This window comes from Streptomyces sp. NPDC093111, from assembly GCF_040683955.1.
In the GTDB taxonomy this organism is placed as follows: Bacteria; Actinomycetota; Actinomycetes; order Streptomycetales; family Streptomycetaceae; genus Streptomyces.
The window spans coordinates 38,651-50,931 of the sequence record NZ_JBFBNW010000013.1 but is presented as its reverse complement, the minus strand read 5'-3'; the positions used below and the strand labels follow the sequence as shown (position 1 = coordinate 50,931).

The 12,281-nt window shown below is 67.5% G+C and carries 11 protein-coding genes and 1 pseudogene; 4 read left to right on the top strand and 8 right to left on the bottom strand.

Annotation, left to right across the window (positions count from 1 at the left end; all coding sequences use genetic code 11):
• Positions 1–321: 321 nt before the first annotated feature.
• A complete protein-coding gene (locus AB0Q96_RS23275) occupies positions 322–603 on the bottom strand; it encodes a hypothetical protein (RefSeq protein WP_365328409.1) in 282 nt (93 codons plus the stop codon).
• A gap of 233 nt (positions 604–836) precedes the next feature.
• Here AB0Q96_RS23275 and AB0Q96_RS23270 point away from each other — a divergent pair, with 233 nt between their 5' ends.
• Positions 837–2,960, top strand: a complete 2,124-nt coding sequence (locus tag AB0Q96_RS23270; RefSeq protein WP_365328407.1) for a hypothetical protein — start codon at positions 837–839, stop codon at positions 2,958–2,960.
• 127 nt (positions 2,961–3,087) lie between these two features.
• Here the strand turns inward: AB0Q96_RS23270 and AB0Q96_RS23265 are convergent.
• Together AB0Q96_RS23265 and AB0Q96_RS23260 are read right to left on the bottom strand one after the other, a co-directional pair.
• A pseudogene (locus tag AB0Q96_RS23265) lies at positions 3,088–3,357 on the bottom strand (transposase); the annotation flags it as partial.
• Between the two features lie 57 nt (positions 3,358–3,414).
• The gene (locus tag AB0Q96_RS23260; protein WP_365328840.1) at positions 3,415–3,501 is read right to left on the bottom strand and encodes a hypothetical protein; all 87 of its coding nucleotides are present in this window, start codon (positions 3,499–3,501) and stop codon (positions 3,415–3,417) included.
• A gap of 393 nt (positions 3,502–3,894) precedes the next feature.
• Between AB0Q96_RS23260 and AB0Q96_RS23255 the strand changes: the two genes are divergently transcribed.
• A complete protein-coding gene (locus AB0Q96_RS23255) occupies positions 3,895–4,629 on the top strand; it encodes a hypothetical protein (protein WP_365328405.1) in 735 nt (244 codons plus the stop codon).
• A gap of 441 nt (positions 4,630–5,070) precedes the next feature.
• Positions 5,071–5,211, top strand: a complete 141-nt coding sequence (locus tag AB0Q96_RS23250) for a hypothetical protein (RefSeq protein ID WP_365328403.1) — start codon at positions 5,071–5,073, stop codon at positions 5,209–5,211.
• A gap of 109 nt (positions 5,212–5,320) precedes the next feature.
• On the opposite strand, the gene AB0Q96_RS23245 is transcribed toward AB0Q96_RS23250, so the two are convergent.
• The gene (locus AB0Q96_RS23245; protein WP_365328401.1) at positions 5,321–5,839 is read right to left on the bottom strand and encodes a hypothetical protein; all 519 of its coding nucleotides are present in this window, start codon (positions 5,837–5,839) and stop codon (positions 5,321–5,323) included.
• Positions 5,840–6,648: 809 nt separating this feature from the next.
• Here AB0Q96_RS23245 and AB0Q96_RS23240 point away from each other — a divergent pair.
• Positions 6,649–7,059, top strand: coding sequence for a hypothetical protein (locus AB0Q96_RS23240; RefSeq protein ID WP_365328399.1), 411 nt, complete (start codon positions 6,649–6,651; stop codon positions 7,057–7,059).
• On the opposite strand, the gene AB0Q96_RS23235 is transcribed toward AB0Q96_RS23240, so the two are convergent.
• The 4 genes from AB0Q96_RS23235 to AB0Q96_RS23220 all read right to left on the bottom strand — a co-directional run bounded on the left by AB0Q96_RS23235 (position 7,015) and on the right by AB0Q96_RS23220 (position 12,279).
• Positions 7,015–8,124 (bottom strand): IS630 family transposase, encoded by a 1,110-nt coding sequence (locus AB0Q96_RS23235; protein ID WP_365328397.1) that lies wholly within the window; start codon positions 8,122–8,124, stop codon positions 7,015–7,017. The genes AB0Q96_RS23240 and AB0Q96_RS23235 overlap by 45 nt on opposite strands.
• Positions 8,125–8,781: 657 nt before the next feature.
• Positions 8,782–9,390, bottom strand: a complete 609-nt coding sequence (locus AB0Q96_RS23230) for a hypothetical protein (protein ID WP_365328395.1) — start codon at positions 9,388–9,390, stop codon at positions 8,782–8,784.
• Between the two features lie 1,150 nt (positions 9,391–10,540).
• Positions 10,541–11,206, bottom strand: a complete 666-nt coding sequence (locus tag AB0Q96_RS23225) for a response regulator transcription factor (protein ID WP_365328393.1) — start codon at positions 11,204–11,206, stop codon at positions 10,541–10,543.
• Complete coding sequence (locus tag AB0Q96_RS23220; RefSeq protein ID WP_365328391.1) at positions 11,203–12,279, bottom strand: histidine kinase; 1,077 nt, start codon at positions 12,277–12,279, stop codon at positions 11,203–11,205. The genes AB0Q96_RS23225 and AB0Q96_RS23220 overlap by 4 nt, the downstream gene beginning before the upstream one ends.
• Positions 12,280–12,281 lie beyond the last annotated feature (2 nt).

The window sequence follows — 12,281 nt, the reverse complement described above, 5'->3', positions numbered from 1 at the left end:
CGCTCAGGGGCAGGATGCGGATGACCAGGGTTCATGTGCGGTGCGTTCATCATTTCCCCTGCCCGTGACCGCCGGTAGAGCGCGCGGGGGTTCGCGAGGGGGCGCATGCGTCGCCGCTGTCGTGCGCCGGAGGGGCAGGGATGAGCCGGGGCGTACTGGCATGCCCGCCCCGCCCCTGGTAGGCCCCGGCCCCTCACCCCCCACTCCCTCGGTCGGATGTTCGGTGAACTCGACATCGCTGAGGATCCGTCAAACACCCGATCGACCGCGGGAAGGAACTAGGGCGTGTTGAGAAAATGATCGAGCTCGCTGTCTGACGTCTCACAACCCACGGACGGCTTCAGCTAGGTCAGGGCCGTAGGAAGCCCAGCAGATGACTGAGCCGTCGGCGTCGAGCTGCCCCATGAACCAGTCGCCGTCGGCACGTGCAAGGCACCGGTCATGGAAGGACGGGATGACGTCAGGCTGGAGGTCGTCGTAGTCGGCCGAACCGTGCTGTTCGACAACCAGGAGTCGTTCAAGCGAGAGCAGGTCCGCTTTGACGTCGCCTGACACGAAGCGGATCCGCTCGATCGTCCATCCGTCAGGGAGACGTGCGTTCACTGCCGCATGGTCGCAGCGGCGGGTGTCTCACTGCCACTCGTCTACTGCGGCGAGCAGCACCGTCGCGTGGTGGTGGACGGCGTCGTTCGGCCAGGTGGCCTGCGTGTGTCTACGCGCGAGGGCGGTTTCGGTGCCGCCAGCGGTGCGCCTGGATGAGAGGGCATCGTCACTGGGTTTGATAGGAGGTCATGTGGAGACGCATTGCTGGAGTCCTGTGCCTGGTTGTGTTCGTCTTGGCCGCCACCGTCGCGGCGGTGCCCGCGGACACCGCCGCGCAGCAAGCGTGCAAGGCGGCCGACGGTCACCGTCTGGCGGGTTCTCTGGACCGGGCGAAGGCCCTGTACGAGTCGGTCAAGGCGAGCGACGGCGATCAGCGGTGCGCGGTCGACGGCCTCCGGCTGGTGACCGAGGCCCGTCAGGACGCAGCAGAACTCGTGACGGCCGGGCAACTCATGATCCGCTCCGGGGATCTGGCGTCAGCCGAAAGCAAGTTCGATGCCGCACTCCGGCTTGATGCGGCAAGCGCCGCTGCAGCCGCCGGCATTGCGCGCGTCTCCGACCTTGAGAGTCGCCCATTGCCCACGGCGGTGTCGAACGGTGATCGCTTTTACCGTGACTGGGGGTTGCCTCTGGGACGCCTCGTCGTCGTCGCGGCGATCGGGCTGCTCGTTCTCTACGCTCTCGCCGGTCTCTGCTCGCGGTGGCTGGTCAAGGTGGACGCCATCGCGTGGCCGGTGTGGATCCGCCGCACCATGGGCAGCGTCGGTGCGTTCCTGTTGTTCGCGGCAGCCGTCATGGCCCCGTTGTTCGCGATGTTCAGCCCGTTCACACCGACGTGGACGGAGTGCTGGGTCGGGACCCTGGTGATCGCATTGGTCGGACTCGGGGCCGCAGCCCTGGTGCTCTGCGCCGCTCGCGGGGATGAGCGACAGCGGTGGCGTGCCCTGCTCCTGGCCCTGGGCATTGTCACGTTGGCTGGGGTCCTGTCGGTGCTGCTCAGCTCCGCGCTCAGCTACGACGTCCGGCTGATGTTCGTGCACATCACCCTCACTGCGATCGGCGTGCTTCTGACAGCTGCCGCGTTCGGCCAGAACCTGCGCCTGCAGGTCGAAGTCCAGCAGTCCGACGGAAGCGTGAACGCAGCCTCCTCCGATTACCTTCTCGCCAGGATGAAGGGCCTCGGTACCGAGACACCGCAGTCCTTGCACAAGGCATCGTCCACGCCGGGGAACTCGCCGCTGAGCCAGATCCCTGTCGAGGAGCTCAGCGTCCTGCCCGCGGGGAAGGTCGTGGGAACCCTGACCCGCTTGTTCTTCGCACTCAGGCCCGATCTGACCTGGCGCGCCAGGGTTACTCTCGTGGACGACAACCGCGTCGCGACCAGCCTCTCGCGCAACGGGCAGCATGCAGCCGGCGCCGTGTTCAGCCGGCCGGACCTGTATCTCCCGGAGGACCAGGACAAGGAACGAGCCAAGGCGCAGATGCTCACCGGAGCCGCCGCGTTCATCCTGGTCGAGTTGAGCGCGGTGCATGAGGAACTTCAAGATGGCCTGTACGGCGCCAGCCAGTGGAGAAGCGTCGCCCTACAAGTGATCGCCAGCAGTAAGTCGCTGCTCGCCGAGGACGAATCCCGGGACGCCACGAAGGTGCAGCTACTCGCCAGAGCGGTCAACGAGGACCCGAAGAACGAACTGGCTCTGTTCGAGTACCTATGGGCCGCCTACGGGCTCCAGCCCCACGAGGAAACAGACTTCGGCGGTTTCGCGCGCGCCATCGACGAGCAGTACCACCGTTGCCAGGTCTCGACGGTTTCCGACAAGCACGAGGGATGGATGCCGCTGAAGATCCGTATCCTCTACAGCAGTGCCACCCAGTGGCTCAACGGCTACGCGAACGCTGGGGACCATGACACGGTCGCGGACCGCGCCGCCATGCTGACCAGCGCCCGCGAGTCCACTGACGAGCTCGACCGCCTGTGCGATCCCAGCAAGGTCGCATGGAAGGGAAAGACCATGCAGCGGGACCAGGCGGCGATGCATCCTCACGCCCGCAACCTCTTGGATGGCTTCGACGCACTGCAGGAGACCACCAGGGCGGGGCAAACCACAGCACAGCACTTGCACGAAGGGCTGCCCGCCTCACCACGGCTGGCCTACGACCACGCATGCACGCACATGCTCATCGCACGAAGAAGAGACTGCGGCGCAGAGCCGCGACGGCAGCAGTTGGAGTACGCCATCGAGGACCTCCGATACGCGATCGTCACTGAAGGCGACAAGCAAGAGGCTCAAGGCGACCCCTTCTTTACGGAACTCCGGTCGGACCCGCGCTTTCGACGCATTGTCGGCATGCCTTAGACCGTGTCCTTTGTGGTGAGGCGGAGGAGGCGCTTGTAGCAGCAGATGGCTGCGGCGAGGCCGAGAAATGCCAGGCGTCTCGGACATGGCCGGCTCGCCACCCGACCACGTCGCCGGGTTCAGGTAGTCAGCCGATGGAAGCGGATACGAGTGCCGCTATGACGACGAAGGCCGGGAAGTGTGTTCGGCCGTGCGCTCGTAGCGTCGGTAGAGCCGCCGACAGCTGGCCAGCCAGGGCACGGTCCTCTCGATCACCCACCGGTGGCGGCCGAGCCGCTGTGAGGACTTGATGCCCTTGCGGGCGATGCGGTGGCGGATGCTACGGCTTGCGAAGCCATCGACGCAGATGGTCGTAGTCGTATCCCTGGTCGGCGTGCAGCTTCGCCCGGCGTCGGCGGCGCGGGACGCGACGAGAGCGGACCCGGTACAAGCGGGCCCAGACCCGGTCCCGGCTTCACTGAGCGAAGCGCCGGTAAACCGTGGGCCAGGCCGGTCCGAACGCTGGCGGGAGCTGGCGCCAGGTGCAGCCCGACGTCGCCACGAAGATGATCGCAGCCAGAGCCTCACGGTCAGCGGCCGGCGCCGGCCCCCACCGCGCGGACGCTTCACCTCGGTAGACGGCACCACACGCCGGAACAGCACCGACAACTCCTCCGGCACCAACCGCTCAACCAGACCCGTCATGCACGGGCACGCCGTGGCCCGTACCGACTTGGCCGAAGTGCCAGCCGGAATCAGGCTGCGGAGCTTCCCCGTGGCCAGACGCCCAAGGACTTGATCGGCTCGGACGCTGACAGGCCCATCGGCTGGTTCTCCTCCGTCGCCCCGTGACTCCCGCCATACTTGCATGATGAGCAGTCAGGACGCGTCACACGTAGCTGGTGGGACAGTACGGATACGCCGAGACCGCGCGCTAGGCGCTCCTGTCTTCAGGGTGCGCATCGACGACGTTCAGGTGGGCCTGCTACGGAACGGCCGAGAGTCCGTCTTCCCGGTGCCGTCGGGCTCCCATCATGTGCAACTGTGCTGGTCGCCCTGGGCCATCTTCGGGATCGACAGTGAGCCGTTGCGCATCCTGGTGCGACAGGGCGAGGTCATCCACGTCGCCTGCGACACCCTTGCAGGGCCGACCCGGCAGACAATCCTGCTGCGCCTCGCAGAGCCCTCAGCGCCCGCGCTCTCCAGTTCCCGGACTGCGGACGCCCAGGTTCTAGAAGTAACACAGATGATGCGTACCGAGGAATGGCTCGGTGAGGAGGTGCGGCTGATCGACAACCGTGCCAGCCCTGCCCCGGTTACACGCAGCCTGAAGGCCAGCCGCGAGTGGACCCGAACCCTGGCCCTGGGCGAGAGCCGTAGCCAGGCCTTAGGCGGCCACGTGGGCGCGAACCTTCTCTGGCTCTCGGCAAAGGGAAGCATCGAAGCGGAACTACAGCGCACGCTCTCTCTCGAGATTGGCAGTACACACCTGTTTGAAGAGGAAATCGGCATTACCGTCCCCGAACGTGCCGCGGTGCGAATCGTCCTGGGCTGGAAGCGCATCTGGCAGTGCGGCGAAGCCCATGTACTACTTCCGGACAGAACGGTGCACGTGGTGCCGTATCGGGTCGTCGTGAGTGTGACCTTCGATCAGAAGATCCAGGACGTCACCCGTCTCCCGGATGGGTAGACCGTCCACCTGCCACCACCGTCCAGCCCAACACCCGTCTTGCCGGGGTCGCCGGCCGCCCCGTCGCCGTGCGGCTGCTGCGCCCGCCGTGCTGCCGGCCCGAAGCGGGCCGTTCGCCGCAGCCCCGCAGCCCCGCAGCCCCGCAGCCCCGCAGCCCCCGCAGCCGTGCCTGCTGGTCCGCCGGGCTGCGGCGCGCGGCCGAGGCGCCGCCTGTCGCCAGAGCCCGGTCGTCCCTGCCGGCCGCCAAGGCAGCACAGACCCTGCGCCAGTACGGGATCGACACGTTCGGCGCGCTCGCCGTGGTGCCCGAGGACGTCGTGTGCCGGCTCGTCGGCAAGCATGGGCGGACCTTGCGCGACCGGGCCCGAGGGACGCCCCTCGAAGAGTTGCCCCGCGCCGCCTGCCCGAGGCCGCGTCGCTCTCCACAGCTTCGATCGGGACATGCTCGACCCCGTCCTCCTGCGTGCCGCGCTCCTCGGCTTCGTCGGCGCCCTCGCCGAACGGACCCGCGGCCGCGACCAGAGCGCCCGCGCGCTCACCCTGTCCTACGGCTCACAGCGCCGGTCCACCCTTGTGGCTTGACGTGCCTGCGGTGAGCTCGGCAGGAGCTGCTCACTTCTCGCATACTGAAATCGCCGTTGAGCGGATGATGCTCCTACCGCGGAGGGTGGAAAGAGCTGCCCTGGGCGGTTCATTTGTTCCATCCCTGGTAACCGTTTGCCAGGCTCTCGAGGCTGCAGGTGTGCAGGCGCAAGCCGTTGGCGGGGCTGTAGTCGAGGCACTTTCCGGTGGCGACGTTCTTCCACGACACCCAGTACTTGTTTTGTCCGTCCACGAGCTGCCCGTGAATCACCCACCTCTGGTAGCCGTTGAGGTAGCTGTCGGTGCTGCATGTGTGGGTGCGGAGGCCCTGATTGGTGCTGCCGTCAAGGCACTCTTGTGTGGCCACGTTCTTGAACTTGAAGCCGATTTCGTCCTGGGTCGTGGTGAACATCTGAAAGCCGTTGTAGTAGCTGGCGTCGCTGCAGTCGTGTACTCGGAGCCCGTGTGCGTCGCTGTCGTCCACACACTTCTTGTCGTCCCCGTAGTTGACGAAGTTCTTGGGCCGCGTGTCAGCGCTCGCGGACGCGGCCCCGGCTTCGCCTGTGGTGTCCGACAGGCTGTGAAGCGAGCTCTCAGGGGTCAGCGAAGGCGGGTCCAGCGGCGTCATGACAGGAGTCAGGACAGGTCCCGGGTTCGTAGCTGAGGCCGCCGCACTGGGCGCGACGGTCAATGCTCCGACCATGGCGATGACGGCGCCGGCCAGGGCAAGTGTTTTCCGCATGGGTATCGTCTCCGAGAATGTGGTGGGGCGTGCTTCGGAGCCCAATCGACGGGCACAGAGAGACCAGCTCCTGCCGACGGCCCTTACCGCGCCGCTTTTCTCCCGTGCACTGGGGTCAGGCACCGTCCGTGACACTAATAGCCAGCGTGCGACCAACTGGAGGTCCGAGCGCGCCAGATGCGGGACATTCCACGCCAAGCCCGTCGCATTGGCCGGTGAAGTCGCGGTCTCTGTCCCTCTGCCCAAAGACTGCTGGTACGCGGCCGGCGCAGGGCTCCGAGCCGCCGACTACCCCGAGCCGCGACCGGCCGGGTGGGGTTCCTCGGCGACGTGCCAGGGCTAACTCAGGCGAACGTGTACACCCCGGGCACTCATCCTGTCGGCAAAGAAACCCGCCGGGCCGTGCTGGCTTTGCCTCGCCCCGTCTGGCAGATTCCGCAGTTCCATACTGAGCGGCGAGAACGCTTTGGGGGGAGCAGGTCCTCGCCGCCTCGGGCGGTGCTCGTACGGCGTGCCGTAGCTGATGACCCATCTGGACGCGGTGGTGCGGAGGACCGCCATCCCGTCTTCGTAGATGCCATGGCCGCTCGGCTGGACGACGCGGACCGTTTGGTGCAGCTAGTGCTTCGTCTCGAATCGTTGTCCGGCTAACTCGGTAGGCTGCTCTGCAGTGGCCAGTGTGGGGAGGATGGCGAGTGAGCGAGTCAGGTGCCTTCGGGCAGGGGCTGGCCGTGAACAACTCCGTATCGCTGGGTGTGTTCCTCGCGGTGGCGGCGAATGCTCGGGTGCCGTTCACGGTGGTCGAGCTGGCGGGCCGCGGCGTCACCGCGAGCGCGGCTGCGACTCGCTGGGTGCTTGAGGTCGGTAAGCCATCGCTGGACGGATTCACGCTGGCGGACAAGCTGATCGAGTTCGGCGAGTGGGAGGAACAGCTCGTCGGCTGGTGGCAGGCGTTCGGGCAGGACGAGGTCGGGATGACGGATTTCGAGGTCCAACTGGCGCAGATCGTGCAGGCCATGGAGGACTGGCCGAGAGTACCCGAGGGCCCGGTGGAGGACTTCTCAAGCCGCCTTCGCCGGGTACTGGGTCCAGGTGCGGATAGGTGAGTCGGGGGCGAAACGGGTCTTCGGTTTGGCGCGCGAGTTGCGCCAGCGGGTGTAGGCGTTGATGGCGGCGTTCTGCTCGCCGTGGCTGCGGTGCTCGGTGCCGTTAAGCGCGAAGTAGCGCAGGCCGGCGAACTCGGACTCGATCCAGTTCAGCCACGATCCGTAGGTTGGCAGGAAGACCAGTTCGACATCGTGGGCCGCTGTCCAGGCGCGAACGTTTGGGTGCTTGTGCGGCGAGAAGTTGTCCAGCACAACGTACAACTTCTCGCTGGGCCAGCGGGCGCGCAGGGCTTTGAGCAGGGACAGGAACTCGCGCCATCGCTTTCGCCGACGGATGCGGTAGTACATCTTCCCGGTGGCGAGGTCGAGGGCGGCGAGCATGTGCATCACACCGTCGTAGCGGTTGTAGGTGGCCCGCAGCCGGCGCGGTGAACCCGCCGGGCGCCACGCTTTGCCCTTACGGGGCATCAGATTCAGCGGGCCGAACTCGTCCACACAGACCACTCGGCCGTCGCTGGGCGGGGTGTCGTAGAGGGACAGGATCCGGTGCATCTTGGCGATGAAGTCGGGGTCGTTGGAGGATTTCCAGGTCGTGGTGGTCTGCCAGGAGACCTTGCCCTCGCGCAGTATCCGCCGCAGCGTCTCGCGGCTGACCGCCGGGACGACGGCCTGTTGTACCAGGTGCTCGGCCAGTTTGGCCAGACTCCAGGTGGAGAACGCGGTGATCTTCCAGTCTGCGGGGGACGTCCGGGCGATCAGGCAGATGTGCTCACGCGCCTGGCTACTGATCCTCCTGGGGCGTCCCCCGCTCCATTTTGGGTCCAGCGTGTCGAACCCCCGCTCGTTGAAGGCATGGATGACATTGCGCACGTAGTCGGCGCTGACCTGCATCAACGAGGTGATGTCCGGCACAGATTGGCGTTGCGCGGACATCAGCACGACGATCGCCCGCCGAAGCTTCACGGGGTCCTTGGCGGTTCGGCTGATCCGTTGCAACCGACGCCCTTCCTCCATACTCACTGGCCGGACGAACACTCCCGGACGACGCCCCACGACCACCTCCACGATCACAGCCTGGAGGCAGCCTGCCGTGTAACGGACAAAGGATCAATTAACCGGCTAAGGCTCCGAGACGAGCCACTAGCTGCCGTCTACGGACTCGCCCCCCCCACGAAGATGACCGGTGAGTGGAGGCGGCACGCCTTCTCCGCCCGGCGTGCGCGGTTCCCTGGAAGAGGAGGAGCTGCCTCAGCGGCCAAGCCGCCGTGGATAGTTGATAGTTGTGAGGGAGTGGTGGGCGTCGAGGAGGCGGTACGGCTAGGCGCTGCTGATGCCGAACTCCGCGGCACAGTACTCCTCCCGCAAGGCGTACCCGAGAGGTGCCCAGACCCGGGTGGTGAGGACCGCAACGGGACACGGGACATCGCCCAGCGGCGAAGCCGGACGGGAAATTCCCGTCCGGCCCCGTTGGCCTCCGCCGGCCAAAGTCGAGCGTTGGCTGGGCACGGCCGGGCGGTCTCTGCAGGTGCCTCCGGCCCGCCTGCACGCGCGTAGCAGGATGTCGCGCGGCAGCTGGCGTTGGCGAGTCAGGTCTCGCGTGTTACCGCTGGGCGATCGGAGCGATCCATTTCTGCCTTGATTCTCGGCGAATGCCGTTTACGTCCAGCGTGAGCGCGGGATCTTCGTACCCGGTTTGATTTCTCGGCTGCGGTGTGCGACGGATCAATGCCAGGGGGTGCAGTAGATCAAGTTCGTGGTGTAGCTGTACAGGCATCCGCGTGCCACGTAGGGCGGGCCGTCGAACAGCTCGTCGCCCCATCCCCTGTTGTTGAGGACGAGACCCCACTGGCCGTCCCAGCTGGCCCCGCCGTTCGCCGACCGGTCCATGTAGGTCTTGTAGGTCTGTGAGGTGTCGTACAGCCAGCCCTGCTGACGGATGTACTCGTGGTGGTCCGAGCCGAGTTCGCTCGCCAGGTTCAGGGAGCCGAAGTTCGGGACTTGGTAGCACTTCGACCAGTACGCCCCGATCACGCAGCCGGCGGCGAGTCCCGCGCTGCCGCGGGTTCTCGCCTGCGCGGTGCGGGCCTCTCTCGCGGCGATCAGGTTCTTCATCTGCCCGCGACTGAGGAGCGCCTGGTCCTGCCCGTCGAGGATCACCGGGTTGTCCGCGGTGCCCAGAGGGGCGTTGGGGTTGTACTTGTGCGTCACCGACGCCGGTGCGGTTCCCCGCTCCGGGCCGTCAGAGGCCGCCTGGGCGGGACTCACGGCGAAGCCGGCGATCACCGCGACGACGGCCACGGTGGCCCTTATCAGCGTGCGTAGAGAAGCCAAAACTGATCATCTCCTCTGTGATTTGATGGGAATAGAGAAACGGGATCGGATATTCCGAATTATCCATCCGGGCTCTATCCCTGTACGGCCGAGGAGCTTTTCAGAAGGGCCTAGAGAGTGCAATGCGCAGGTATTCTCTGTTGCATAATTCAGGCCGCAAGTGCGTCGAAGTGGACCAGTTTTTGACGGATTTGCATCAGTATCCCCAATGCCGAAATGGCTAATTCCGCTACCATGACCCACCACGCGAGTGGCTGTGGCCTTGCCACGGTGGCCGTGGCGGTGCGGTCGCGGCTCGGCAGAGCAGCCCTTCGGACCTCGTGGTCGACCGGTTTCGTCAGCCAGTCCCGCCTGCCCACGCCGTTTCGGGTCAGACGTACGAGGCGGCGCCGGGCAGCTCCCTGGACGCGCCCTTGCGCGTGATGCCCTGGCCCGGGCAGCAACTGCCGCACCGACGTTCAGCCGGCCACGGGACGGCACAGCTACGGACACCGGCTCTCGCCAGCCGTGCGCAGGGGGCCGGCCGCAGCTGTCTGTCTTGCTTAGCGAGGGCGGGCAGTACGCCGCCGGGCCAGTGTGATGACGGCCCGGCTCTCGCCTGCCGCCGGCATCCGGACCGAGTGCCGGTTCGGCCTGCGCAGCGCCTGCAAAGTCGGTGAGGTCCGCACCTCGTACGGCGCCCTGGTCTTCATCGTCTCCTACCCCTGCCACCACTCACCCGCAGAGAAGACCTCATGACATGCGCTCGCCGCGACCAACCCATCGCTGCCGAGCACAGAAACATGCTTCACGCCGCCGGACCGGGGAGCCCAGCCTCCACGAGCCCCTGACCGCCTCCCGCCGGACGAACCCCGCCACAGCCGTACCAGGCCTTGCCCCTACGCAGTACTCGACCTGCAGCGACACCGGGCAACACACCCCGCGCACCCGTCGTCGCCGCCCCGGGCGGCTGCGCGTTCCCGACCGAGTGGCCCTTGCTGGCGCCACAACGTGTCGTGCCGCCCGCGGCCACGCTGGCCGCTATCGCCTCGGGGCTGTTGTTCTGCCGGGCCAGGCCGCCGTGGCCGTCGCGGTCGGGCCCAGTTGCTGGCCGGCTGACGGGAGACGAGGGCCTGAGGTCGGCCGTATGCCTGAGGGTGGTCAGACGGCCTCAGGTCGGTCGTACGAGCCTTGTCTCGTACGCGAAGATCACGGCCTGCACACGGTCGCGAAGCTGCAGCTTGGACAGGATCCGGCCGAGGTGCTTCTTGACCGTGGGCTCCGCCAGCTGCATGGCGGCGGCGATCTCGGTGTTGGTGAGGCCGCGCGCGGTGTTGACCAGGACCTCGCGTTCGCGCGGGGTGAGCAGCCGCAGGCGCTCGTCGCCGTCGATGCCGCTGGGGCTGGCGGAGAGCTGGTGGGCGAACCTCTCCAGCAGGCGCCGGGTGATGCGGGGCGAGACCACCGCGTCACCGCGAGCGACGTCGCGGATCGCGGTGAGCAGCTCCTCAGGCCTGGTGTTCTTGAGCAGGAATCCGGATGCCCCGGCCTGGAGCGCGTCGAAGGCGTACTCGTCGAGGTCGAACGTGGTGAGGATGAGCACGCGCGTCCGTGGTGACTCCCGGATCAGCCGCCGCGTCGCCTCGATGCCGTCGGTGCCCGGCATGCGTACGTCCATCAGAACCACGTCCGGCTGTAGTTGACGCGTCAGGCGCAGGGCGGACTCGCCGTCCGCCGCCTCGCCGACCGGCTCCATGTCGGGCTCGGCGCGAAGGATCATGGTGAACGCCACGCGCAGCAGCTCCTCGTCGTCGACGAGCAGTACCCGGATGCTCATCGGGCGTCACCCAGATCGAGGCGCGCGAAGACCTGCCATCCGCCGTCGGGGCGGGGGCCGGCGTGCAGTGACCCGCCGTAGGCCGCCGCGCGTTGCCGCATCCCGGCGATGCCGCGCCCGGGTGGGGCAGCCGGCGCGGCGGGACCGTCGTCGGTCACCTCGACCACGACGGCGCGCGGGAGGCAGGAGACACGGACCTCGGCGCGCGTACCGGTCGGCGCGTGCCTGAGCGTGTTGGTCAAGGACTCCTGCACGATGCGGTAGGCGGTCAGTTGGGCCGCAGCGGGTACGTCGGAGGGGTCCTCGTCCACCCGGAGACGGGTCGGCATCCCCGCTGCCCCCATCTGCTCGCACAGGAGGGCGAGCTGCGCGATGCCGGGCAGCGGATGGCGTTCGGCGTCGGGTTCGCTGTCCTGGAGGATCCCCAGCGAGCGCCGCATGTCGGTCAGTGCCTGCCGCCCCGTCTCGGCGATCCGTTCCATCACGGCGAACGTGTCGTCCGGCCGCGCGTACACGACCGCGTCGGCGAGAGCCACGATGACGGACAGGTTGTGCGTGACGCTGTCGTGCATCTCCCGGGCGATACGGGTCCGCTCCTCGGCCACCGCGAGCCGCGCCTTCTGGTCGCGGTCACGTTCCAGGTGGGCGACGCGCTCCTCACGGGCGGTACGCCTGATCCGGAGGTTCGTCCCGAGCAGGGCGCACGCGGCGACCGCCGCGGTCAGCGCGGCGGCGGATGCGACGAACCGGCCCTCGGGCGCCCAGCGCGCCGCCGACATCACCGCGCCGATCTCCAGGACGGCCCCGGCGACCAGGACATGGCGCCAGGGGGAGCGGGCCGCCACCGTGCCGAGAGCGATGAGCAGCGCGGCATCGGCGGGCAACTGGATGCCCATCAGCCAATGAACGAACGCGACGGCGGTGATCAGGCCGAACACGGTGACGGGTGCCCGGCGCCGCCACACGAGCGGCAGCACCAGGGCCGCCTGAAAGGCCGGCCCGGTGGCGCCCTCCAGCCGCCCCGGCCCGAGCGTCACCGCGAAGAGGGCCGCCGCCAGAGCCGCATCCTGCACTG

What these genes read in the sequence shown, in the direction of transcription:
- AB0Q96_RS23250 (WP_365328403.1), top strand. Translation starts at nt 5,071, where the DNA reads ATGCTCGACCCCGTCCTCCTGCGTGCCGCGCTCCTCGGCTTCGTCGGC.
- AB0Q96_RS23245 (WP_365328401.1), bottom strand. Translation starts at nt 5,839, where the DNA reads ATGACGCCGCTGGACCCGCCTTCGCTGACCCCTGAGAGCTCGCTTCAC.
- AB0Q96_RS23225 (WP_365328393.1), bottom strand. Translation starts at nt 11,206, where the DNA reads ATGAGCATCCGGGTACTGCTCGTCGACGACGAGGAGCTGCTGCGCGTG.